General features: G+C 48.7%; 20 protein-coding genes and 1 pseudogene. 3 read left to right on the top strand and 18 right to left on the bottom strand.

What is annotated here, in order from left to right; translation table 11 throughout:
- Nucleotides 1–153: 153 nt before the first annotated feature.
- Nucleotides 154–1,485, top strand: coding sequence for an NAD(P)/FAD-dependent oxidoreductase (locus CRO03_RS16120; RefSeq protein WP_170949043.1), 1,332 nt, complete (start codon nt 154–156; stop codon nt 1,483–1,485).
- A gap of 57 nt (nt 1,486–1,542) precedes the next feature.
- On the opposite strand, the gene CRO03_RS16115 is transcribed toward CRO03_RS16120, so the two are convergent.
- The 6 genes from CRO03_RS16115 to CRO03_RS16090 all read right to left on the bottom strand — a co-directional run bounded on the left by CRO03_RS16115 (nt 1,543) and on the right by CRO03_RS16090 (nt 11,320).
- Entirely contained in the window at nt 1,543–4,746 is a 3,204-nt protein-coding gene (locus tag CRO03_RS16115) for an efflux RND transporter permease subunit (protein ID WP_097112667.1), read from the bottom strand.
- Nucleotides 4,747–4,753: 7 nt separating this feature from the next.
- Complete coding sequence (locus tag CRO03_RS16110) at nt 4,754–5,794, bottom strand: efflux RND transporter periplasmic adaptor subunit (protein ID WP_097112666.1); 1,041 nt, start codon at nt 5,792–5,794, stop codon at nt 4,754–4,756.
- Nucleotides 5,795–5,833: 39 nt separating this feature from the next.
- Entirely contained in the window at nt 5,834–7,117 is a 1,284-nt protein-coding gene (locus tag CRO03_RS16105; RefSeq protein WP_097112665.1) for an NAD(P)/FAD-dependent oxidoreductase, read from the bottom strand.
- Between the two features lie 245 nt (nt 7,118–7,362).
- Nucleotides 7,363–9,429 carry a TonB-dependent copper receptor gene (locus CRO03_RS16100; RefSeq protein WP_097112664.1) on the bottom strand — a complete coding sequence of 689 codons (2,067 nt, stop codon included), beginning with the start codon at nt 9,427–9,429 and terminating at the stop codon, nt 7,363–7,365.
- An 86-nt stretch (nt 9,430–9,515) separates the two neighbouring features.
- Entirely contained in the window at nt 9,516–10,040 is a 525-nt protein-coding gene (locus CRO03_RS16095; protein WP_097112663.1) for a response regulator transcription factor, read from the bottom strand.
- Entirely contained in the window at nt 10,037–11,320 is a 1,284-nt protein-coding gene (locus CRO03_RS16090; protein ID WP_097112662.1) for a sensor histidine kinase, read from the bottom strand. The genes CRO03_RS16095 and CRO03_RS16090 overlap by 4 nt, the downstream gene beginning before the upstream one ends.
- Before the next feature lie 279 nt (nt 11,321–11,599).
- Here CRO03_RS16090 and CRO03_RS16085 point away from each other — a divergent pair, with 279 nt between their 5' ends.
- Both CRO03_RS16085 and CRO03_RS18655 read left to right on the top strand, forming a co-directional pair.
- A complete protein-coding gene (locus tag CRO03_RS16085; protein WP_097112661.1) occupies nt 11,600–12,241 on the top strand; it encodes a peroxiredoxin in 642 nt (213 codons plus the stop codon).
- 194 nt (nt 12,242–12,435) lie between these two features.
- Nucleotides 12,436–12,567, top strand: a pseudogene (locus CRO03_RS18655) (transposase); the annotation flags it as partial.
- Nucleotides 12,568–12,663: 96 nt separating this feature from the next.
- On the opposite strand, the gene CRO03_RS16075 reads toward CRO03_RS18655, so the two are convergent.
- From CRO03_RS16075 to CRO03_RS16020, 12 genes are all read right to left on the bottom strand, one after another.
- Nucleotides 12,664–13,170 carry a P-loop NTPase family protein gene (locus tag CRO03_RS16075; RefSeq protein ID WP_097112660.1) on the bottom strand — a complete coding sequence of 169 codons (507 nt, stop codon included), beginning with the start codon at nt 13,168–13,170 and terminating at the stop codon, nt 12,664–12,666.
- 134 nt (nt 13,171–13,304) lie between these two features.
- On the bottom strand, nt 13,305–14,375 hold the full coding sequence (locus CRO03_RS16070; RefSeq protein WP_097112659.1) for an alpha/beta hydrolase family protein: 1,071 nt from the start codon (nt 14,373–14,375) through the stop codon (nt 13,305–13,307).
- 126 nt (nt 14,376–14,501) lie between these two features.
- Nucleotides 14,502–15,398, bottom strand: coding sequence for an alpha/beta hydrolase (locus CRO03_RS16065; RefSeq protein ID WP_097112658.1), 897 nt, complete (start codon nt 15,396–15,398; stop codon nt 14,502–14,504).
- 38 nt (nt 15,399–15,436) lie between these two features.
- Nucleotides 15,437–16,915, bottom strand: a complete 1,479-nt coding sequence (locus tag CRO03_RS16060) for an FG-GAP repeat domain-containing protein (RefSeq protein WP_097112657.1) — start codon at nt 16,913–16,915, stop codon at nt 15,437–15,439.
- A 21-nt stretch (nt 16,916–16,936) separates the two neighbouring features.
- On the bottom strand, nt 16,937–18,355 hold the full coding sequence (locus tag CRO03_RS16055) for an FtsX-like permease family protein (protein ID WP_097112656.1): 1,419 nt from the start codon (nt 18,353–18,355) through the stop codon (nt 16,937–16,939).
- Nucleotides 18,352–19,053 carry an ABC transporter ATP-binding protein gene (locus CRO03_RS16050; RefSeq protein ID WP_097112655.1) on the bottom strand — a complete coding sequence of 234 codons (702 nt, stop codon included), beginning with the start codon at nt 19,051–19,053 and terminating at the stop codon, nt 18,352–18,354. The genes CRO03_RS16055 and CRO03_RS16050 overlap by 4 nt, the downstream gene beginning before the upstream one ends.
- On the bottom strand, nt 19,043–20,140 hold the full coding sequence (locus CRO03_RS16045; RefSeq protein ID WP_097112654.1) for a type 1 glutamine amidotransferase domain-containing protein: 1,098 nt from the start codon (nt 20,138–20,140) through the stop codon (nt 19,043–19,045). Before CRO03_RS16045 ends, CRO03_RS16050 begins: the two co-directional genes overlap by 11 nt.
- A 113-nt stretch (nt 20,141–20,253) precedes the next feature.
- Nucleotides 20,254–21,351 (bottom strand): alpha/beta hydrolase-fold protein, encoded by a 1,098-nt coding sequence (locus tag CRO03_RS16040; RefSeq protein WP_097112653.1) that lies wholly within the window; start codon nt 21,349–21,351, stop codon nt 20,254–20,256.
- Nucleotides 21,352–21,563: 212 nt separating this feature from the next.
- On the bottom strand, nt 21,564–22,154 hold the full coding sequence (locus CRO03_RS16035) for a flavodoxin family protein (RefSeq protein WP_097112652.1): 591 nt from the start codon (nt 22,152–22,154) through the stop codon (nt 21,564–21,566).
- The gene (yjeH, locus tag CRO03_RS16030) at nt 22,151–23,386 is read right to left on the bottom strand and encodes an L-methionine/branched-chain amino acid transporter (protein WP_097112651.1); all 1,236 of its coding nucleotides are present in this window, start codon (nt 23,384–23,386) and stop codon (nt 22,151–22,153) included. Before yjeH ends, CRO03_RS16035 begins: the two co-directional genes overlap by 4 nt.
- A gap of 172 nt (nt 23,387–23,558) precedes the next feature.
- Nucleotides 23,559–24,446: a LysR family transcriptional regulator gene (locus CRO03_RS16025; RefSeq protein ID WP_097112650.1), complete on the bottom strand. Its 888-nt coding sequence runs from the start codon at nt 24,444–24,446 to the stop codon at nt 23,559–23,561.
- A 12-nt stretch (nt 24,447–24,458) separates the two neighbouring features.
- Entirely contained in the window at nt 24,459–25,163 is a 705-nt protein-coding gene (locus CRO03_RS16020) for a GNAT family N-acetyltransferase (RefSeq protein WP_097112649.1), read from the bottom strand.
- Nucleotides 25,164–25,165 lie beyond the last annotated feature (2 nt).

Raw genomic sequence — 25,165 nt, 5'->3', positions numbered from 1 at the left:
TAGTAATTTGTTTTAACGCAATGTTCTAACAAAAATTCAGTTTTCACTTGCGAAACCTGCCAGCAAGGCCTAAATTAGTTTATTCTTTATTAATATAACGATATAACAGTAAAGAATATAAATTATTAATATGCCAGGCTGACAGGAGGACTTGTGAATACAGACACGACGGTAGCATCACCCATTTATGATGTGGTGGTAGTAGGTGGCGGCGCCGCAGGGTTAGCAGCAATTGCCAGCTTACAAAAACGCCAGCCAGACTTAAGCATTGCCCTGGTTGAACCCGCCAGCCAACACTATTATCAGCCTGGCTGGACCTTAGTAGGCGGTGGCGTATTCAGTCAGGCCAGCACCGTCAAACCAATGGCTGATCTTATCCCAAAAAATGTCAGCTGGTTTCAACATGCTGCCGCAGGCTTCTCACCACAGCAAAATACCCTGTTACTGGCTGATAACACGCAGCTGAGCTACCGCAGCCTGGTAGTGGCCACCGGACTAAAGCTGGATTGGCAGGCGATACCCGGGTTAACAGAGAGCCTTGGCACTCAGGGCATAACCTCAAACTATCAGCCAGGGATGGCGCCTTACACCTGGCAACTGGTGCAACAACTGGGCCGTGGCACGGCTATTTTCACCCAGCCAGCCATGCCGATTAAATGTGCCGGCGCACCACAAAAAGCGATGTATTTGTCTTGCGACCACTGGTTACGGCAGCAGCAACTGAGTAACATAAATGTTGAGTTTTGCAGTGCCGGTGCCGCCTTGTTTGGGGTGGCCGACTATGTCCCGGCACTACAGCAGTATATTGCAAAGTACCAGATTAAACTTAACCTGCAAACGAACCTGCAAGCTGTTGATGCTGCCAGCAAAACAGCTACCTTTAAGCGTACCCTGGCGGATGGCAGCACTGAACTGCAACAAAAACAGTTTGATATGCTGCACGTTACCCCGCCGCAGGTTGCCCCTGATGTGATCAGACAAAGCCCGTTAGCTGACAACGCTGGCTGGGTAGATGTTTACCCCGACACCTTACAACATAAAACCTTTGCTAATGTGTTTGCACTGGGAGACTGCAGCAATACCCCTAATGCCAAAACAGCCGCAGCTGTGCGGAAACAAGCGCCGGTAGTGGCTGAAAACCTGCTTGGCCTGCTGAACAATCAGAAGTTGCGCGCTATTTATGATGGTTACGGCTCCTGCCCGTTAACCGTAGAACGTGGCAAAATTGTCCTGGCCGAATTTGTGTACGGCGGTAAAGTAGAGCCTACCTTTCCAAAGTGGTTTATCGATGGTACCAGGCCATCAAGGTTATCCTGGCTGTTAAAAGAAAAAATGCTACCACCACTATACTGGCACGCTATGCTGAAAGGCCGGGAATGGCTCGCTGCGCCGCTTTATCCGGACAATCTGCCAACAGACCGCCATACCAGGTCAGGCGCTGACATCGCTACCGGCAATGTTGACCCTTTAGTTAAACGAGAATGAAAAAATGCGTCATATTATCTATCTGTTGTTGTTTAGCCTGACACAGATCAGGTCATTTCAACCTGGCTGCTCTGTATCAGCATAATGGTAGGCATAATACACCACCGGGATCACCACCAGGGTAAGCAACGTAGACACCAGGATACCGAAGATCAGCGCTACCGCCAGACCACCGAAGATAGGGTCATCCAGGATAAAAAACGCCCCCAGCATAGCAGCCAGCCCGGTTAAAATAATGGGCCGCGCCCGCACGGCTGAAGCATGGATCACTGCCTGCTGCAATGCCACGCCCTGAGCCAGTTGCTGCTGGATATAATCGACCAGCAAAATAGAGTTGCGGACAATAATACCCGCCAGCGCTATCATGCCGATCATCGAGGTAGCGGTAAACTGTGCCTGCATTAACCAGTGCCCCGGCATAATGCCAATCAGGGTCAGCGGGATCGGCGCCATAATAATCAGCGGCACACCATAGGATTTAAACTGTGCCACCACCAGCAGATAAATCATAATTAACCCCACGCCATAGGCCAGGCCCATATCGCGGAAGGTCTCATAGGTTATTTGCCACTCACCATCCCACTTAATGCTTACCGCGTCAGTATCATCCGGCGCACTGATTAACTGCTGTACCATCGTCGGCATTTGCTGGTTGAGCCGGGCACGGATATCCAGCATACCGTATAGCGGGCTGTCGCTACCACCGGCTAAATCGGCAGTAACAAACACGACCGGGCGCAGGTCTTTGCGGTAAATAGCGTTTTGCCGCTGGCCTTGCTGCTTCATTACCAGCTCGGACAAGGGCACGGTGCCGCCGTGCATACTGGGGATCGGCAAGCGTTGCAGTTGTTGCCAGTCAGCCAGGCTTTGCTCGGTCAGTTTCAGTTGAATTGGTGTTAAGTTATAACGCTGTTCGCTGCGCAGATAACCACCATTCTGGCCGGACAGGGCAATTTGCAGCGCCTGATTTATCGCTGCTACCGACACGCCATGTAACGCGGCTTGATGCTGGTCGACCAACAGCTGCCAGCGGGGTTGTGCCGCTTCAATAGTGCTGTCGATGTCGGTAACGTGTTCAGCCTGAGCGAATACCTGACTGATTTGCGCCGCCGCTGTTAACTGACTGGCATAATCCGGGCCATACACCTCTGCCACCAGCGGCGCCATCACCGGCGGTCCGGGCGGCACTTCAACCAGTTTAATGCTGGCGCCGCTTTCCAGCGCCAGTTGCGCAAGTGCTGGCCGCACCCGAAGCGCAATAGCATGGCTTTGCTCATCGCGTGCCAGCCGGCCGGCCAGATTAACCTGGACATCTCCCTGCCACGGATAACGGCGCAGGTAATACTGCCGCACCAGACCGTTAAAGTTAATCGGTGCGGCGGTACCGGCATAACTTTGCACGTGCAGCACTTCCGGTTGTTGCAGCAATGCCAGGCTGATGCGGTTCAACACCGCCTGAGTTTGCTCCAGGGTGCTGCCCTCAGGTAAATCGACCACCACCTGAAATTCTGATTTGTTATCAAACGGCAACATTTTTAATGTCACCACCTGCTGCTGCACCAGTAGCACCGAGCCGGCAATCGCCACTAATAAGCCCAATAACAGCCAGATACGGTTTGTGCGGCCAGCGCGGGCGCGCAGAAACGGCAGCATCACCCGATTGAATAAGCGCTCAGCTTTACCGCCGTGTTGCGCGTGGTGGCCAGCGGCTGGGGTGCGGTTAGCAAACACCCGGTAAAATAACCAGGGAGTAAAAATAAAAGCAACCAGCAAGGAAATAAGCATACCCATGCTGGCGTTAATCGGAATGGGGCTCATATAAGGGCCCATCAAACCACTGACAAAGGCCATTGGCAGCAAGGCCGCCACCACGGTAAAAGTAGCTAAAATTGTTGGCGCACCCACTTCCTCCACCGCAGAAGGAATGGCCTCAAGTAAGCTTTGTTTGCCGTCCAGCCAGTGGCGGTGCAAGTTTTCTACTACCACTATGGCGTCATCGACCAGAATACCGATGGAGAAAATCAGCGCAAACAGCGATACCCGGTTTAAGGTAAAACCATAGGCCCAGGAGGCAAATAAGGTAATAGCCAGGGTAATAATAACCGCCATCCCCACCACAAACGCTTCGCGCCAGCCCAGGGCAAAACCAACCAGCAGCACCACAGACAAGGTAGCAAACAGCAGTTTTTTAATCAGGGTGTCGGCTTTGTCTTTGGCGGTATCACCGTAGTTACGGCTCTCGGTCAGCTTGATATCCTGACTTAAATAATATTGCGACAGGTTATCCAGTTTGCGCTGGATAGACCGGGTAACATCCACTGCATTCTGGCCGGGTTGCTTCGCCACATACAACGTCACGGCCGGGTTTTGCTGCACGGTGCCGGCTATACGTTCAACATGCTGTACATAGCTGTCAGGTTTGGCGCTTTGCGCTCTGATATCGGCGACATCAGCCAGGTATACCGGCTGCGGCCCCTGCCCGGTTTGCTGCACGCTGATAATCAGCTGAGCGACATCGTCGACACTGTGCAGCGCAACCCCGGACTCCAGCAGAATTTCTGTGTGCGGTACCAGCATCGCCATCTGCTGAGAGATACCATTATTTTGTTGCAGTGCAGCCTGTACCCGCGCTAAATCCAGCTTATACGCAGCCAGTCGGCTAACGTCAAAACGCACCAGGATCTGCTCCGGTGTTGCACCTAAGGTATAAATATCACGGGTGCCGGCTATCTGCTGCAGTTGTTCTTCCAACCCTTTGGCGGCAGCACTAAGCGCGGCGCGGCTAACTGCCGGATTGTCGCTCCAAAGGGTTACCGCATAAATTGGTACATCGTCTATGCCCTTGGGTTTTATCAACACCGGGCCAATTTGACTGTCGGCCGGTTGCCAGTCCGCATTGGCGTAGAAAGCGTTGTACAATCGCACCAGTGCCTCGGTGCGCGGCTCACCCACTTTAAACTGCACTGTTAAAATAGCCATGCCAGCTTCAGATACCGAATACACATGCTCTATGCCGGCAATTTCTGCAACAATTTTCTCCGCTGCTATCGCCACCTGCTTCTCTACCATAGCTGCGCTGGCACCGGTGTAGGGAATAAACACATTGGCAAAGGTCACTTCGATTTGTGGCTCTTCTTCGCGCGGCGTCACCAATACAGCAAACAGGCCAAGTAAAAAACCGACCAACGCCAGCAATGGCGTGATTTGGTTAATTTTAAAACGGTCTGCCAGGCCGCCAGACACCCCTAAATGCTTGCTCATAGTGCCATTACTCCTGCACCGCACGACGTTGCTGGCTAAACCTGCTGGCATAAGCCGTCGCATCGGCAGCCACTACTGCACCGGCGGTTAAGCCCGACAACACCCGTACCGAGTTCACATCCAGTTGTTGCAGCCGCACCTGTTGCAATACCACACCTTCAGGCAGTTTTTGCCAGACAGCGCTGACTTCTCCACGCCAGATCACTGCAGATAGCGGCAACCGCAGCACTGACTGCGTTGCTACCTGTAGCTTTAAGCGCTGCCAGCTACCGGGGTAAATGCTGTACTGGCTGTAGTCAGCCTCTGGCAATGTCAGGCGCAGTAAATAACTATGGCCGCCGTTGCTGGCCTCTGGTGCTATGGTAAGTTTCGGCTCACCCAACTCAATGATACGGCCATCTGACAGCTGCAACTGCGCCGCACTGCTTTGTTGCGCCGCAGCAAGCTGCCGCTGCGTTATTTGCCCGCTAAGCCGCAAATGCTCCAGACTTAAACCCCGCAACAAGGCTTTACCCGGCATGGCCAGCTCGCCCAGTTCAACAAAACGTTGCTGCACTATGCCGCTGTAGGGCGCCCGCACGACAGTTTGCTCCAATAACTCTTTAGCTTGCGCGACACTGGCTAACGCCTGTTTAGTGCGGGCTTCGGCTGCAGCGGCATTGGCCATGGCCTGATCCAGGGCGGCTTTAGCTACCAGCCCCTGCTCGTTCAGCGCTTTGACTCGGTGTAGTTCTTTCCCGGTTTCGCCCTGCCGGCTTAACGCTTCAGCCACCCCAGCCTCGGCTTGTTGCAACCGGGCGCGCTGCTCGCTGTCGCTAAAACGCACAATCACCGCCCCCTGCGGCACTAAATCGTTCACGTCGTAGGGAAGTTCGATAATACGGCCACTGGTTTGCGCTGACACTGTGGAGGCAGCAATGGCCTCAACAGTGACCGGCAGCTCAAGCCACTGTGGCGCGGCCTCCTCGCTCAGCATCAACCATTCGGCGGCAGCAACCTGGCTGGTATACACCAGGGCAGCTAATAAAAACCGGGACAACCATTTCATTTTTTTCTCCGTCGCAGCAACACTATAGCCAAGGTTTGCTTAGTCTTTATCTTTGTCTTTAGTGCGGTGAATGCCAATGGCGCTCAGCACATATTTTTCGTAAATGGGCTCGCTGGTACCGTGTTTCACTTTGTATAAAAAGTACTTCTCAAACGCTACTTTCGCCACATTCACCCACTTGCCCATCGACGTCCAGCTGGTATTACGGGGCGGATTTTGCGGCAGTGCCACAAAGGCAGCACCTTTGTCGCCCATGTCGGCCAGGCAAATAGCATTCAGAGTTGGCCGGGTCGCCATCGGCTGGTCCTGCTCCAGACTGAGAATATTTTCGACGATACTGGTGGTCATCGATTCAATCATAAAACCGGTTTTCGGCGCGCCTACCGGAACTGGCGTCACTTCAAGTGGTGGTATGGCTACACAAACGCCGGCAGCAAAAATATTGCGGTAGGCTTTACTGCACTGGAACTCGTCGGTAAGCACAAAGCCTTTTTCGTTGCACAGCCCCGGTACTGCAGCAATTGCCTCTGAGCCACGGAATGACGGTATAAACATAGCCAGCTTAAACGGCAACTGATGGCTGAAGTCGACCTCGCCTTTGCGGCTGATTTCATCAACCGAAGCCTGATGCTGTTCAAATTGGTTAATGCGGGCATTGCAGATCCATTTGATGTCGCGCTGGCGGAACTCGCTTTCCATCAATGATTTCGAATCGCCCACACCACCCAGGCCCATATGGCCGATATAAGGCTCGCTGGTAACAAAGGTAATAGGTACCCTGTCGCGGATTTTCTTTTTACGCAACAAATGTTCCAGCGTTAATACATATTCGTAAGCCGGGCCAAAGCAGCTTGCACCCTGCATGGCTCCCACCAGAACCGGGCCGGGTGATTCAAGCAGTTTTAGATAGGCATCATAAGCCTTTACTGCATGATCAACGTGGCAAATGGACTGAGTAAACTGTTCAGGACCAGCACCAGGTACCAGATCAAACGCCAGGCGGGGACCTGTACACAATACCAGATAGTCATATTGCCACTGCTGGCCATCACCGCTGGTCAGGTTATTATTGCCAGCATCAATCTGATCCACACCACTACTGTTAAACGGGATCTGATACTTTTCAGCATAAGGCGTAATATCCAATACCACCTTATCCCGCGTGCGCTCACCCAGTGCGACCCAGGGGTTAGACGGCACAAACTGAAACTCAACACCTTCGCCAATTAACATCACTTCATGATCTTTAGCCAGTTTTTGCCGCAGTTCGTAAACCACTGACATACCACCTAAACCTGCGCCAACGACAATAGTACGTTTCATATTATCTACCCCGGCAAAATTAGAATTTACTTGTATACATCGGTAAGTTTAGCTTAATTGTGGAGATAAGCGGCTTTATCAGAAGAAAGCTTGTTCCAGCACAAACTTTTGTCTTGTCAGCAAAACAGCTACTTTTAAACATACCCTGGCGGATGGCAGCACTGAATTGCAGCAATACCCCCAACGCCATACCAAGCCCAGTTGTAACTTTGATGATTAAGTTAGGGCGTGTTGACCTTTGCTGGTTAAAACTGCCAGTTCATATTCAGCCATAAGGTGCGGCCGGCTTCATTGATCTGGGCGACTGGCAGGAAGCCGCTGACCATGGCTCCTGCTTTACTAAGATGTTCGTGGTACTGCTGATCAGTCAGGTTGTCAATGCCGGCCACCAGGGTGAACGTGCTGCTGTAGCGCCAGCCGGCATGCCAGGATAACACGCCAAAACCGGGGCTTGGCGCAATATCTGTACCCACAATATTACCCTGACCTGGCGCTACCCTATGCTGCGCTGCAACCAGACGCCATAACACACCTGAGTACCAGTTTTGCTGGTCATAATTTACTGCCAGTTTTGCTTCCAGCGGTGGCTGCTGTGCCAGTGGCAGGTTGTCGGTATAATTTTTTCCCCTGACGTAAGCCAGTGCCAGGCTACTATGCCATTGGTTGTTAAAGCGGTAACTCAGATCCAGCTCTGCGCCAACAGAACGGGCATCGATATTACGGCTGACCGTTAAACGTTGCATGCCCAGTGGCCAGTTTTGCTGCGACAACAGATAATCGTCGATAGTATTGGCAAATAGCGATAAGCCCAGTTGCCAGGCACGATGCTGATAAATCAGCCCCAGGTCCAGTTGCGTGGTGAGTTCAGGTTTAATATAAAATGCACTGATACTTTGCTCTGCGGCTCTGCCGGCGCCGGCCAGCTCCCAGTAATCAGGAAAACGTTCGTTGTAGCCCAGCCCCAGATACCATTGCCAGTTAGCCAGCTGCTGCTGATAGCGGATAAACCCCGCCTTCAGATAATCATCCCGTTGCTGACCAAAACTGGGGTTAGGCTGCTGTTGCGCCATGCTGCCAAGTAACGGCCGGCTATCAGTAGCCTGCCAGTAATCCAGCCGGGCACCGGCGATCAGCTGGCCACTATCGTTAAGCTGATACTCCAGCTCGCTGAACAACCCAAGCTGAGTGAAGCGGATATCTTGCTGCCTTGGCTGTTGCTGATAGGGCATCATTTGCTGGTTCATACTATTGCGAATTCGATGAATATTGCGGGCAGCATCCAGCCCTAATTGCCAGCTGATGTCCTGATGCAGCTGCCATTCGGTAAATAATCGCCCGCCAAGGGTGCGGCGGTCCGGGTTGCTGGCGCTGGGGTTGGCCATCATCATGCCGGGAGTAAAGGTGCGCAAACTGAAGTTGTCCATAACATGGTCGATGTAATTGTAATACCACTGCACATCCAGGCGCTGCAGATAGCGGTTAAGTGCGCTCAGCGACCATTTCAAACCAAGGTTTTGCCGCTTAAATACACTACCGTCCATTAACCGGTCGGCGTAAGCCGCTTCACCATCACTACGGCCAAATTTAAGCAGTAGGGTGTTGTCATCGGATGGTGTATAGCCCAGCTCTAACTGGGAACTCCAACGCTGATAGGCCGAATGAATGCGCTGGCCACTGCCATCCCGGTAATCATCAGAGCGGGCGACAGTTGCAATTGCTCTGGCAAAACCGCTGCTATTACCGCCAGTGACATCAAGCGCACTGTCAAAGCGGCCGGCACTGGCGCCGGTAGTATTGACACTACCGCTGACGCCAGGCTGAGTAAGACGGGCGTTATCCCGCTCAAATAACACGGTGGCAGCACTGCTGCCGGGGCCGTAAATGACCGTTTGCGGGCCTTTAATAATGGTCAGTTTATCGTAAGCTTGCGGCGCAATGTAGGCGGTGGGCGGGTCCATCCGGCTGCCACAGCCGCCCAGCAACATATCACCATCAGTCAGAATATTTAGTCTGGAGCCGGCCATTCCCCGAAACAGCGGGTCACTACTGGCACCACCTTTACGAATTGCGCTAAAGCCGGTGATACTGCGCAGATAGTCGGCACCATCATGGGCGGGCAAAGGCTGGCGTGGCTTTTTGGGGTCGGTAACGACAATAAGTGGGTCCTGCATGGCGACCGTAGTCACCACGATATGCTCAATTTCGCTGTTATCATCATCCACATTAAGTGTGGATGCCAGCGTGGCCGATAACGGCACCACCAGCCAGATGATACCGGCAATAATCAGATAACCTGTTTTAACCGCTGCCATTTCAAACCCTTACTACCGCCAATTGACTAAGCAGCAATGATAGCGATAGCCGGCAGTAAGCACGATGCGACATATTGTCGCAGCGGTTAAGCCGGGCGGTGTTTTAGTAGTTTACGCTGCAAGGTACGCCGGTGCATACCGAGGCTGCGGGCAGTTTGCGAGATGTTGCCGTTATGCTGTGCCAGCACCCGCTGAATGTGCTCCCACTGCAGTTGATCGGCAGACAATACCGCTCCCTCTGCCGGATTATCTGTTGCCGGCAGGGCATTACCCGTCAGCGCCTGCTGCATGGCATTAAAATCAACCGGCTTGGTAAGATAGTCATCGGCACCACACTTCACTGCCAGCACTGCAGTGCTGATACTGGCATAGCCTGTCATCATCACTATCCGGCTTTGTGGTAAAGCCTTTCGGATATCAGCAATAAAACTAATACCCGATTGCCGGGCAAAGCGTAAATCCAGCAAGTAAGCCGCTGCCTGCTCGGCGATTAATTGCCCGGACGTTACCGGCTGACTATGCCCGCTGACCTGCCAGCCCTGCATACTGAACCGGCGTATTAACGTTCGCAGCAACGCTTCATCATCATCTACCACCACCAGTTTGGTCATGCAGCCTGATCCTCAAAGCGTATCAGAGTCTCCATACCACCCTGTGCCAGGTTGCGCCGGTTGATGCTGCCGCCTAATCGCTCTACCGATACGTTAGCCAGAAACTGCCCCAGCCCCAGGCCACTTTCACTTTGTTGTGGCAGTTGGCCCAGTTCCGCCAGGCGCTGCTCTGACAACCCCTCGCCAAAATCAATAATCCGCAGGGTTAACCTGCCCTGCAGCAGTGTTACCTCTATGTCGAGCTGCGGTTTGCCATTGGCAAGGCTGGCATCGGCGGCATTGTCCAGAATTTGAAACAGGGCAGAGGACAAACTTGCTGCTTCTTTAATTCTGCAACCCGAGGTTTCGCCCTGCAGATTTAACTTTAAACTGATTTCTGGCCGGGTAACTATCCAGGATTGTAAACTTTGCTGAATGACCGGCAGTAATTCTGCCGGCTGCTGCTCCCGCCACTGACTGGCATTGGTTCGTAAATCAGCAACGATTTGCTGGCAACGCTGCAACTGCTGTTTTATTTCCTGCAGCGCAGGCTGCTCAGTGGCACAAGACTGCAACTCTTCAGTCAGCAATACCAGATTCTGAATGGGTGACGCTAAATCATGTGCAGCATTGGCAGCATAAGTGGCAATTGCCAAAGCCTGCTCCTGCCGTATCTGCTGTTGTTGTAACTGATTAAGTTTGGTTGATTTTTCGCGAATAAGCGCAGCCTGACTGCTGATAAACCAACTGATTAATATGGCCGAGATAGCAAACGCCCACCACATTTGCCACATATGCCGGCTGAAAGGTCGCATCACGGCGCCATGCATTACATGATCTGAACCGGCGGCGGGCGTCACCACTACCGTTAAGTCGCCCAGCCACAGCAACACACTGTAAGCCAGTACCGCCGCGATGGCGAACAGATAGCTGGCCAGCGCCGGTAGCAGTACCGACACTACCGCAACTGGCAACAGCAGTAATGCCACAAAGCCATTACTGGCCCCACCAGATACCGCGAGTAACGCACTTAGCACCAGTAAATCAATGGTAGAAATCAGTAAAAAAACAGGTTTGAGGGAAGCAACCGGCCGGGGTAGCCGCTGTAACACGATATTTGTCAGGGTATGGGTTATTAACACCAGCAACACGATAGCCCAGCTGGTGACGGCATAATCCAGCAGCCAGCCAATTGCGGCTACCAGGCACTCGATACTAATAATGCCCCATCGCAGCTTAACCATCTGCCGCAGCTGATGTGCCGGGGTTAACGCGGCGGAAATAATAACGGCTTTAGACATACCAAACCCAAAAAAAGACGGCTGCCAGGCAGCCGTTGCAAATGTAGTAAAGAAGCGACAGCGGAAGCGTCGTTCTGTCCACCCGCTAACTTTACGTCAATTTCCCTGGCCAGACGATGCGGCATTTTGTCGCACTCTGCCAAAGCCTGACCTGCTTTTACTTATTGTCATCTGGAAAATGGATTAGCACAATCTAATTTATTTATTTCCTTTAGTTATAAGCTTATTCTATTATGGAATACGTAAGTAAGACAAACCTAATCTACTGAGGATAAAACCATGACTGATACTACTGTAACTTTTCCACAACTGAACAAACCAGCGCCGGCTTTTAATGCCAAAACTACCCATGGCATGAAAACCCTGGCAGACTACAAAGGCAAATGGCTGGTGTTGTTTTCACACCCGGCTGACTTTACTCCGGTATGTACTACTGAGTTTATGGGCTTTGCTACCCGCGCCGATCAGTTTGCTGCGCTAAACTGTGAATTGCTGGGTCTGTCTATCGACAGCGTCCACTCACACATTGCCTGGGCCCGCAGTATTGAACAAAACTTCGGGGTGAAAATCACCTTCCCTATCATCGCTGACTTATCAATGGAAGTGGCGAAAGCCTATGGCATGATCCAGCCAGGCGCCAGCGATACCGCCGCGGTACGGGCCACTTTTATCATTGACCCGGAAGGCATACTGCGCGCCATGGTGTACTACCCGATGAGCAACGGTCGTAGCATTGATGAGTTCTTGCGGGTATTAAGAGCATTGCAAACCAGCGACGAGCATAAAGTAGCAACCCCGGAAAACTGGCAGCCAGGTGACGACGTTATCGTACCACCGCCCGCCACCTCAGCCGATGCTGAAGTACGCAAAGATCAGGGCTACAACTACATCGACTGGTACTACAGCACCAAATCGCTGTAAGCATTAGCCGAACCGACGTAAGGGGCCGCAAGGCCCCTTTTTGTTTTGGTGTAGCCGGAAAGAATACTCGGGCCAGCGGAGCTGTGGACTTCCCCTAAAACACTAGACACTCCTTAGGTTAAAATACAACTTTAGGAGAGCATCATGACAAACAACGTTTTACACCAGAATTCAAAGCCGAAGCAATAAAATAAATCACTGAGCGCGGCTATTCCGTTAAGGATGTTTCAGAGCGCTTGGGCGTGTCAGATAACAGCCTTTATAACTGGCTCAAGCAGCATAAACAAGCAACAGACCCAGACCCAGTCATTACCCAACAACAAAATAATTCATTTTCAGAACTTATTACTCCTTTGATTACCTAAAGCCACTTAATACAGATATATGGCTATTCAAAGTCACGACATTCCCCAAACAACGGGTTATAAAAACTCGACGCGGCTTAATTCATTGACTGATTTAATAATATGCACGGATTTAGCGGCAGACATTAATTGCAACTTTTCAGAAAATTCTTTATTCCAAAATTTCGGGCAAAGCTTCAAGACTTTATAACTTGCCAAAGTTCCTTTAATGGCAGAGCTACCATCCGGCCAACCTTCTGGCTTTACAAAAACGCTTTTCAGTAGCCGTTTAGTCACAAACCAGTAACTGGTAATATAAGGGAGGTCAATGTAAATCAAGGTATCAGCTTCCTCTAAGCGCTTATAAAAAGCGCCAATAGGACCAAAGCCATCCATAATCCAACAATCGGATTTTAAAACTTCTTCATGCTTAGCATCGAATTCCTTCCGGTCAACAAAGGCTCCATCTTTGGTGTAAAGCATTGAGTCAAGTTGATAAAGAGGTAAGCCGGTTTTATCAGCAAGCAGTTTGCTTAATGTTGATTTCCCGCTTCCGGGTTTACCGAATACTGCTACTTTCTTCATTTTTCTACCTTATGAAATGCTGAGTTAAAGCTGCAAATGTTAGCGTTTGGGCTATTTGACGATACAGCCGAGTACAAACTAACTCCCGACAGCCTCTGCGCCGCAAATAAGTTGTCGACGAGATAACGATTTCACTACTGTAAAATCCAGGAACTTATACTTTCGGCAAACCTGGGGACAAAACTTTTCTCTAACTGGGGATATTCTGCTCTTTGTCCGGTTACCGCCGCTTGAAAAAAATGGTTGGCATTATCAAAGGTTTCAAATTCAAAGTGCGTTCCGGATCTAAGTAACGCCCTGTCCATCACATCTTTGTTTTGCGCGATAGTGACCTGTAAGTCTTTTCCGCCAAACAATGCCAGCACGGGTATGTCGAGTTTTTCCAGGTCTTTAGCTGTGTCGTGATATAAGAACGAAGTAAGAGAAGGTAAGGCATAAATGATTTTATGCTCTGCCGCTATTTCACTCACCATGGCATCAATTTTATCGCCTTTTTCATCTTTTGATTGCGCCAGCAACGCATTGTGTGTGGCCTGTTCAAATTTTGTCAGAGCAGAAGATAAATCCTTACCTTGATTAATGGCCCATAGCAGGCCGTTATGGGCTTGAACTGCCGCTTCACGTAATGACGGTGCCAAAGTGTCAGCGAAATATTCCTGCCGTACCTGATAAAGTAAAATATCGATAATAGGGACTGACGGCCCTGCCATCAACACCAGCTTTTTAATATCATCGCTTTTGGTTGCCACATTCGCTGCAACGATGCCGCCCTGGCTATGGCCAAGTAATATGAAGTTTTTAAAGCGGTGCTTTTGATGCTGTTTAAAAAACTCGATGATGTGAAGCACATCCGACACATGATCATTCAGCGTGGATTGGCCGAAGTTGCCGCTGCTGCCATTCACGCCCCTGTCATCGAAACGAAAGCTGGAGATCCCAGCAGCCTGCAGCTGTGTCGATAGCGCTTTAAATACCTTAAACCCTTCCAGCGTTTCATCTCTGTCCTGGGGGCCACTACCCGACAACAAAATGACCAGTGCATCAGTCGACTTAGATTCCGGCAAGGCCAGGGTGCCAGCAATAACCAAGTCGTTATGTTGAATAATAAGTTCGTGCTCGCCCCGCTGGTTCGCCGACACACCAAAGGTAACCCAGGAAAAAGCAACTATGAACAGTGCCGGTAATACATATTTATATCGCATCATTAAAGCTACCTTGGAAAAGTAAATTTGCCCCCTTGGCGTTAGCAAGGGGTTTGACTTATAGGCTTTCTATTGTGATGTTCTGGCAATGAAATATATGTGAAATGCGTTGGCGGCAGCTAAGCGGAATTACAACCACATATTTAAGTTATCGACATAACTTTCAGGCAGAATATGGTTGCTATCAAATGTAAAGTGACGCTTGTCATAGCCCGGTAACGCTGCAAATAGTAATTCGTTTTCTTTTTTTGAAGCATATTCATCATTATCAGAAGAAAAGAGCCAAAATACGCACTGTGCCAAATTAGGCATAATATTTTTAGGCGATACGATAGCGGTTTTATCTCCGGCGAACGGAGGGGCAATAGCAGCAACTTTCGATACGCGAGGATCTACGGCTGCTAACAACAGGCAGATATGGGCGCCCATACTGTAGCCTGCGATTTGGATTTTAGTATTGTCGAACTCCGGCCGGCTCTGCAAACAGTCAATCAACACCCTGAGGTCTTTCACTGTATCAACAAGCATGTTTTCATATGGCTCCCGTTTGCCCCATCGATGCATGTCGCTGATAATGTTGTTTACCGATTGCTTGGGATCCTTACGTTTACCATGTTTCCGGGCATCAATAGCAACAACTGCATAGCCCTTTTCGAGTGCAAGTTCGGTGATTTTATGCGTATTTTCGACAGTCTTTCTGCCACCGATGTTATCTTGAAACCAACGCTCATGGCTTCGTCCCATAGCATGCATTCCAATGAGGACGGGAACAGGCTCAGCAGTGTTCTTAACGTCTGCCGGGAAATGGAGCTGGCCATTTACGTTTTCACCATCAAAACTTTTGTAGGTAAATGAATAGCGGCAACTATCCATTTGACTCAGCACCAAATCAATTGGATCCGGTTGCACATAACTATATCGTTTACTGACGTCTTGAGTACTAACGTGGTAGGGTTTAAGCCTATAGATTAGATACCAGCTAGCGGCAATCACAAGAACAACCAGCCCAATCGTTATCAGAATCACTAATGAACCTCGTTATTTAATCGGATAAAGTAATTTATTCACTCTCTATCGCTGAGAAAGCTAACAATTCTAAGGTCATAACCTCCTTTGGGTTGTGGCGTGCGGATGAGTAATTCCAGAATGCCATCCTGATTTAAATCCAGAACATTAAGTAAATCAGGATCTGCGGGCAGATCTGCGGCTACCTTGATAGACCGCCCCTTGAGCCACCCTTTTTTGCTACCCGCAGCTAACTCCAACTTATTCTTATGATTTACGTATAACAAATCATCAAAACTATCGCCGTTGAAATTACCGGCACTGATAAAAACACCATAATTTAAATTGTGAATATCCAGCTTAAACTCGGTTTCCCGTTTTACGACAGGTTTGTCCGCATATAATCCTGAAGCCTGCTGCGGGTAAATTGAAATATCCATATCCACTCCGCCGCCCATAACAACCGACATAAAACTTCCGGCTCCAAGCTCACCGCTGAGCAACGTCGCATCACGTAATTTATCACCGTTAAAGTCTGCAAACAGTAAAGTCACCATTTCCCCTGGTTTCTTTATAAAACCCTGAGTGGTAGAAAATCCTAAACCTTGTTCTTTATCCCGCTGAGCATACAACACCCGAATGCCATTGCTACTTGCCGTCTTACTTTCGCCATATTGCTTTTCAAACAACAGCAGGTCAGGCAAGCCGTCAAGATTAAGATCCTCGAACCGATGGAATTGATAGGCTGTCGATGCGGTTAACTGCGTCCCCCTTTGCTCTGACAGCATCAACGGCAATAGCAATGGCGCTGATTTACTGTGGTAGCTGCCGTCGCTTTTCTGCAAAAAGGTATCAATTCTGGTTTTTCCGGCTATCACAATATCGGATCGCTCATCACCATTGACGTCAAAAATCTTAATATCTTCTGGTAAGCCAAATTTCAGTTCAGTGCTATCAAACTCTTGCGGCTGAATGTGCATATCAAGCGCAAAGTCGAGTGTTTGATTGTGAAAACTGCCGTCTTTTTGTTGCACAGCCAGGCAATGCTGCAAAAAGCCGGGGATCAAAAAATCGGAGAGTCCATCTTCATTGACATCGAATACCACAGGCAAAACACTGAAGTTGTTTGAGTCAATTCTGGCGTAAACATGATTGCACTCAATCAACTTAGTTATGTTGCCATCTTGAAATTGATATAGCCCATCACGCCCTAGCAGCACTAATTGCGAGCGGGGCTCTGTAGCAGGCTGCCCTGCTAAATTTGCTACATTAAACCCCTGATAAAATGCAGACGGCAATTTGTAACTACCCACCACACGAGCCGCATTTGTATTAACCAAAGTGAGATGCGGCTCGGCTGAGCCATGCAACATGCCGCCGACGACGAGAATAGGTTCAATACCTGCTAACACGGCTATTTGGCCATCACTTGCCAGGGGCAAAGGAATCGGTCTTTCCAGATTTGCGTAAGTTGCTGCACTGAAAAAAATAAAACTAAACGATAAATAAGTTATCGACTTACCAAAAACCTTAAACATACTAGTCCCCATCTTCTCTTCCTAACTATTTTGCAATAACACAGTGATCGACTTTTTCGCTTGGCTGCCGCTTAGCCATATGGCAGATATGGCCGTACCAAGCGTTGCCATAACAATATTTACTGATAGCCAGGTCCAATCAGCCTGATAAGCAATACCAAGTTGAGCTTGATACACTTCACGGATCAGGTAGTGAGAGCACACAGCAGCCGGAAAAAAAGTAATAAATGAAATTACTAGCCACTCAAAACTCATCAGATACCAAACATCTTTATTACTCAGACCTAAGCTAAGCATTAACCCGTTTCTATACTGAACATCTTGTGCCGAGCTATTCATCAGGGTTGTAATGAGCGATGCAGACAACAAGCTGATAAAAGCGCTAAAAATCAATACGATAGCTAAAGCAAGATAGCCGAACTCCTGCAGCTTGTTCTCTTGCTCTGCAAGGCGGCTATTTATTTGGCTTAATTCGGAATCGACAAAAGCTAACGCTGGATTTAGCAGGTGTAAGATGTCATCTGTTAAGCGTAGCGACAGAATTAAGATAGTAACGCTCAGGCCAACAATAATGATATAGGGCACATTGACGCCGATACGCTTGCTTACCATATCAACGGATAGAAAGAACAACCTCCATTTACTAAGAAATTTCCTTTTAGCGACAATTAAAAAAAGCCTTGTCGTTACAAATAACAACAACAAGCAAACGAGCGTCAATCCGATAAGAAACGATGTGATCTGCCAGTTGCCGCTATAAAAACCTGCACACAACAATAAGCCTGAAATAACAAATACATATAATCCCCATGTTGATTCTCCATGGTTAACGTTGGCATTAACCAGGTTGCTATGCTGTAGCTTTAGAAAAAAAATAACATTAGGGAGTTGGGTAACTGCATAGGCAATAAAGCACATCACTAAAACATCAAGCAGATAACGCCATTCATAATGACTCGATAAAGGAAAGCTAAAAGCATTAGCCGCCGCGCACAAAACCTTCCAGCTAATGACGCTAAGTAAAGCAGCAAGCATTAACGCGACAGTACCAATAAAAGTAAGTATCACAACGTGGAAGACCACACATCGCCGTTTTGAAACACCATTGACTAAACAAACCGTAAACAGGTATCTATTCGAAACAGCTAATCTTGAACCGATAAAGGTTAAGGTTATCCCTCCCAATACGAACAACGACAGCGCGATCAAATCAATAAAGGCCTTTGCCATTTGAACGGCATCAGCTAGTGGATGACCTTCCTCCTGTGCTGCAAATAAAAGCGACAAATTATCCTGTAGCAACTGCTTAGCAGGAGTGGCAGATAAACTGATAACAGCAAGAAAGTAAGCAATTGAAAACAGGGTCAGGAATAAAAATAGCGTATCCCTGTTTTTAAGTTGGATTTTGAATAAATGCCAAAGGCCCCGTAACGCACTCACGCCGCTGATGCCTCGCTAGTTGCAGCCAATGTAACGTATCGTTCAACCTGTTTCGCCAAATCAATATCACGTGTTGCAAGAACAAGACTCGTTGCCGACGCTTTACAGAATTCATTTATCAAGTCAAACATTTGCACTGCGTTGTCCCTGTCAAGATGACTGACCGGTTCGTCTGCAAATAGTATTTCTGGTGAGGATATCAAAGCCCTGGCAATGGCGACTCTCTGCTGCTCGCCATTGCTAAGTGACGTTACTGGCACCCGGGCAACGTGCGCCAAACCGACCTTATCTAACCAGACAAGAGACTTGTTTAATGCTTTGCTATCACCCCTCAGGGTGAGTGGTAACGCGACGTTGTGCATCACATCAAGCTCTGGCAGCAGATAAAGCTGCTGAAAAATAAAACTACAGCGCTGACGGAACCTGGCAACATCTAACGCCTGCCCACTTTTACTACAGATAAAAGTCACCTTGCCATCAGACGGCTTTTGCAACCCGGCTAATATAGATATCAGCGTCGACTTTCCACTGCCTGAGTTTCCAACAATCGCCAAACGCTCTTCCGGCTCAATCTGCATTGACAACTGCCGAAACAACTGGCGTGGTTCCGCGGCATGCGATGCAAGCTGATGACTCATATTTTCAAGATGTACCGAAGTTCCCATACGCTTTGTTTTTGCCTCTAATTTAGCCAACATCTGCCAACCTTGAAGCAACACGTAACAATTCAAACAGGTCTAACGCTTCTGACCATTGGCCTTTCTTTGCTGAAACGAAGATGTGTATAGCAATCAAATTACGCGCTAAGCTTGTTTTCTCATCAGCAGATAATGCTTGCAATGCAGAGACTGCCTGCTCCAGGCCTTGTCGTTGGTAAATACCCATTACGTTGACTGCCAACTCCTCACCTGTAAGCTCGCGCGGGGCCGGCGTCTCACCTAAGGCTGCTACCACAGCATCAGCCAGAGCCCAGACAGACCAGGGGTTTTGCCCGCTGATTAAGCGGCCGTCGATGGCAATTTGTTCTAAATAGTCCGGACCAACAACTACTTTTGCTCCAGCATTACGTAATTCATCCTCAAGCAGTGAGCCAAACACTTGTTCTGCTTTCGGGATCAACAGCAACTCTTCGGCGTTAGAGAACCCTGTTATCTGTTTGCCAGCCAGAAGCTGACTACCATCAGCTAACTCCACCCCCAACAACGCGGCAGGGCCATGACAAACCGCCGATACTACGGCCCCCTTGCTCCAGCTTTCAGAGATAAGGCGTTGCAGGCTGGTGTTATTACGAAAGTCAAACATAGTGCCCTTACCGCCAACCAGATAAAGGGCAGCATAATCTTCCACTGACACGTTACTTATTTTCAGCGTGTTACGAACCTTATTCATCGCTTGGCTATCATTTAAAAAAGCATAGTCATAGGCTCCCATATCATCTTCATCCTGCACGTATGTTGCGGCGCCCCCTAGCGGACTAGCAACGTCAACATCGTAACCATTTGCGATAAATACGGCATAAGCCCTGGCAAGCTCTGTTAACTCAAAACCGGCTTCTTTGGTTTTAAAGCCATCTTTAGTCGGCACTTGCATAGACGGTGTACTGGTAACAATAGCCAGTACCTTTCCTTTAACCGCGGGCTTATCCGCCAGGTAAGGCAACTGTGCATAAGTTGTTTTGGTTAGGTTTTCAGGGGTGGACCAGTTTAGATAGCTTGCAAATATTGCTATTGCTCCCATGCAAAGCAACAGTAAAGTAGCTACACCAATAAGTATCTTTTTCAGCATAAAAGCCTCTTCATTGAAATACGTAGTACAGCGACTATATCGCCACCGGCGTGAAATGAATGTGAATTGGGTAAGTACAAAAAGGGGGGATCTCAGGTTTGGATACAGAGTCTCTAGAGCAGGCTTTTTAACTGTGTTCTAATTTTTATTGCTAATTCAGCATTACCCGCAAGTTCAACTTCGCCGGCAATTTGGGATATAAAGTAGCCTTTGTACTCTGACGAGCTTTTTAACCAGTGCTCAGAGGCTAGTTCAAGCTTTCCTGCATAGGTGTAGGCCTTAGCGAATGCGGTATGTAGATCAGATTTCTCTTCAGCAGAAGCCCTGACGCTGTATAGCTGTTGCCGCTGTTTAAAAAATTGCTCTACGTTCGCCGTGGTCCAATGTGATTCACTCATTTCTGTATAGGCTACAGCCCGGTAGTCAGAAAACACGGCCAGCAAGCCATGTCGCAATGATGGTATAAAAGATGATTGATGTGTTTCGCCAGATAATTGCGCAACTTGCAGCTTTTCAGAGAGCTTTTTCTCTGCCCAAACAGAGACGAATTGAGACTCAAGTCGTCGCTGCTCATCACCAAAATAGATACGCAACTTGGGTAATGACGCTGCAATCTCGTCGGGTTTAACGACATAATTGGTGTTATCAAACACCGGCGATAAACTCAGTACGTCCGTGAGGTCTGTTGCATGTAACCCTAGCTCAGCAGCAACCCAGCCTCCGGTGTAGGAAAAACCAACAGCAACCTGTTTGTTCAGTGTTCGGTAGTTAGCTTTAATCTCTGGTTGCAATTCAGACTGAAACCAAGCCATCAAGTTATCTCGTTTAGCATTAACAGCGGTATATAAAGACGCAATTTTAACGTTAACGATAATAACTTCCGGAAAGCTATGCTGTGCAGCTAACTGCTCCAGCGCTAATTTGGCCTCGGCAAAATAACTGCCTAAATAAAATGGCGAGCTATCGAATAAATACACCACCGGATATTTTTGCCCGACATTTTTATCGTATAAAGCAGGTGTAATCACCTCTGTAGCGATGTTCAACGTCGGTTTGCTATCAACTTCGCTGGCTATCGTTTGAACACCGGGAAGAACTAACAATAATAAATACAGTGGCAATCTTATTAAGGCTTTTAGCATCGATTTATCCTTGGGCAATAAACTAGCAACCCGCATCAGGAGTTCATTCACAGAGAAACAAATTAACACGCATTTGCCAGCTCTTCTTTTGCATGAAAACTAGCAAAACAAATGTGAAATAAATGCGAAAGCAAGAATGCGGGAAAAAACGTTTTTAAATTAATGAATTGCTTCTTACACTGATAAATGACAATCAGAAGTTGATAGTGACAAGCAGACCGTTATATGGGACAAAAATGGCATATGCCATTCTCTTCATTTAGCACATCGATCTAACTCGATTAATAGTACTGATTTTTTGATGTTGCGTAGCCAAAAGTGTCTCTACACAAAATCGCAACGCGTCTGCCCAGATATTTTGCAGTTTTTCTATCGGTTTGATGCACATGCCCTCCTACAACATGCGCAATGACGCCAACCTGACTGCCTAACCGGTTTACCTCATCGCTGGTATAACCATGCGCCGCATCGATGCTTACCCACAACATGCCATGTTGACATGCCAGGGTAAAAAAGTAGTGTAACGTGCTGGATTGGTCGCCATTAGGTGCGCTGCCACAGGTGAAGCCGGCTGCCAGCTTGTCGGCCCAAAGCTGTTGGCACCATAGCTCGCTGGTGGCATCGGCAAAGGCCTTAAATTGACTGGCCGCCCCGCCCATATAAGTTGGCGAGCCAAATATGATAGCGTCACAGCCACCGAGACGCGTTAATACTGCCTCATCAGTAAAGCGTCCGCCCGCAAGCTGATGTTTGGTGATACGAAAACGCTCAACGCTTACGCCGTCAACTGAACACACCCCCTGTTCAATCTCATGCGCTAATAGGTCAGTTGCGCCAGTTGCGCTGAAATAAACGATGCCTACCTTAGTCATAATTGCTCCGCTGTCGCTAAACGTTGCCGCTCTCGTAGTGTTAACACCGCCCAAATGGCTACCAGACACAGCAATGCATAAACCATCTTAAGGCCTATCCCCCCCATAATTCCGCATAACAGCAATAACCCGGTAACAACCAGAGGCCTGTATTTAGCGTTCAGTAAACGCCAGGCTGACGCTAATGTGGCGATATAAATAAGCACAAAGACGCCATTTGCCGCAGTGATTAATGCTTCTAAATCAAGATTTAAAACAAAAGTCAGCAACAGCATTACGGCGTTAATAAGCAGAATAAACATAATGGCAGCCGTGGGTACGTCCTGCGCATTTCGTCTTGCTAATACTGTTGGCAGGATCCCCTGCCCTGCAAAGCTGGCTAATAAACGTGATATGCTTGCCACGTATACATTTACAGTTGCCAGCCCGCCAGCCACCCCCAAAATACCTATTGCCAGAGCGCCCCAATTACCCAACTTCGACTCTGCCACGCCCATAATGGCAACATCAGCCTCTGTTGGGGTGTGTAAAATAAGCCCTGTGGTTGCGATATAAATACCGCCAACTATCAGACAGCCAATAACCATTGCCGGCACAATGTCGCGAGCCGGTTTGCGAAAGTCATCGGCTAAATGGGTAATGGCCTCTAACCCGAGGAAGCTCCAGAATGCGATGCCGATGCCGGTTAGTATGGGTTGCAGATTAACATTAGGTTGTACCCAGGGCGACACAGCCTGTGATGACGGCACAAATAGCAGCACGCTAATCAGTGTCACCACCGCCACAGCGATAAAGAGCTGCACTAAGGCAGATAACTTAAGACCACGACGATTTAATAAAAACAGCAAAACCAGTGCTGCCAGCTCAGATAGCAATAAATAGCCGCCGGAAATGCCTGTCAAGCCGCTGAAGAACGTAAAGGTTATGATCATCGCGGCCGGAGCCCCAAAAGGTACCACAAACAAAAACAACAACCCTAAACTGCGCCCCCACTGCATGCCAAACGCCTGCTCAACAAAATGCGCAGGCCCCGCGGCATGGGGATAGGTTGCCGCCAGCTTGCCCATAACCAGTGCGACAGGAATAATCATCAAGGTGAGCAACAACCAAACCATTACACTATCTGCCCCGGCGCTACTTATCGTTAGCTGCGGCAAAATAAACACGCCGGTGCCAAGTAAGGTTGTTGCTACCAAACCTGCGCCTTGCCAACGGGAAATTTTGTGTTTCATGTTTTAGTGTCCGATTAATTGACTTGTTGCCAGCCGCAAGCCTATGTCCAGGTTTGCGTTTTTGACGACAGCCGGGCTATCAACGATGTTTTGACTTTAAGGTCGATAAAGTGAAGCGCTTGTGAAATCCGGTAAACGTGGCCAGTTCGGCATTTCAATGAGCGCGAACACGCTACACCTGCTTAGTCTTCTCAAGATAAAGTGAAAATAGTTGTTCCAGCGCTTTAATAGCCGGCTCTTCGGCCATGGTTTGCCGTATTGCCGTTTGCAGGGCAACGGTGCGCATTAAGCCATGTTGCAAAGGCAGTTTTACCAGGTCGTTATTGTCGGGTAGTTGCAGTAACCAATCAGGCAACCAGGCAAAACCCAGTTGATGTTTAACGCAAAATACCGCCTCAGACAGCGTTGATACCGTCAAGCGACTTTCACTGCCTAACCAACCAGAATTAATATTGGTTCTGAGGCCGGCATCGCGAATAACGACCTGCTTGTAAGGCGCTAATATCTGTAGCTGCAAATCACTTTGCTGCATTATCGGGTGAGATTGATGTGCAACCGCATAAAGCTCAACCGTCGTTGCTAAGTTGCCGGTATAACCGCGTGGAATAAGGCTGGCGATACCGACATCAACAGTGCCGTCTTCTAATATTTCTGCACAGCGCGATAAGGTGGTTTCATGTAATTGAATATTCAACTGTGGAAACAGAGAATTGAGCTCGGTTAAGATTTTCCCTAGCACAGGCCGGGGAAACAAAGTGTCGACCGCTATTTTAAGCGATTGTTGGATTTTTGACTTTTGCGAGATCGCTTCATGTTCAAGGCTATCAGCCTGCGTTACCAGGGTTCTTGCCGCAGCTAACAGGCTGGCGCCATAAGCGGTGAGAACCGCTTTTCTACCCACCACATCAAATAGCGGTTTGCCAACGACTAGCTCTAACTTCTTTATACTGTGGCTAATAGTAGGTTGTGTTTTAAACAGTGCATCGCCAGCTTGAGCAAAACCACCGTAGTCCACAACGGCGATAAAAGCCCGCCACTGCTCCAGTGAAATTTTGTGCATCGCATCCTCCGTTTATTTTGGTTGATAAATCAGCAGCTGACCGCAGACATTGAAGCCAAGTTTTAAGTATAGGTTTTGCCCCATTTCCGAGGCTTGCAGGCACGCATGCTTAACCCCCTTTTGCTGCGCATAGTTTAGTATGTGTAACATAATTGAGGTTGCATAGCCTTTACCCCGATGTTCGCCAGGTACCGCAATCTGATAGATACCAAGCACACGCTCAGTTTCGTGCAGCAAAGCGGTAGCCACACTGTTGCCATCTGCAGCCAGCAGCATCAACTTAACAGAGTTGATTTTGGCTACCGTCTCTAATACCGCAGTATCTATCTCGTAACCAAAGCCTTTACTACAAAGCGCTGAAAATTCATTTATTTGGCTAATCGATTCGCTGGATACCGGCACTAACTGTGTTTTATCACAACGGGCAAATGTCGACGTGGTTAAATCTATGTTCATCAATTGCAAGCCGCCATCGGTTTGATAGCGCGCTAACCAGGCTGGCGGTAGTTGCCGCTGATCTTTGAGCATGACAACTTTTTGCTCTTTTGCCAGTGAGGTATGTGCAAGCGCGGCAATGGTAACACCAGGCTCAAGTGAATCATGCCATACCCGGTGCGGCCAGCTAGTAGAGTGCCATAATTTTTCTTTGCTGTGGGCTCCATACAGATGCCACAGCGAGAGCATATTTTGTATATTGTGGCTAACGTCAAGCGTCATGC

Source organism: Arsukibacterium tuosuense (genome assembly GCF_900215315.1).
GTDB lineage: Bacteria > Pseudomonadota > Gammaproteobacteria > Enterobacterales > Alteromonadaceae > Alishewanella > Alishewanella tuosuense.
The sequence above is the reverse complement of the archived record's forward strand: the minus strand, read 5'-3'. Positions and strand labels throughout refer to the sequence as shown.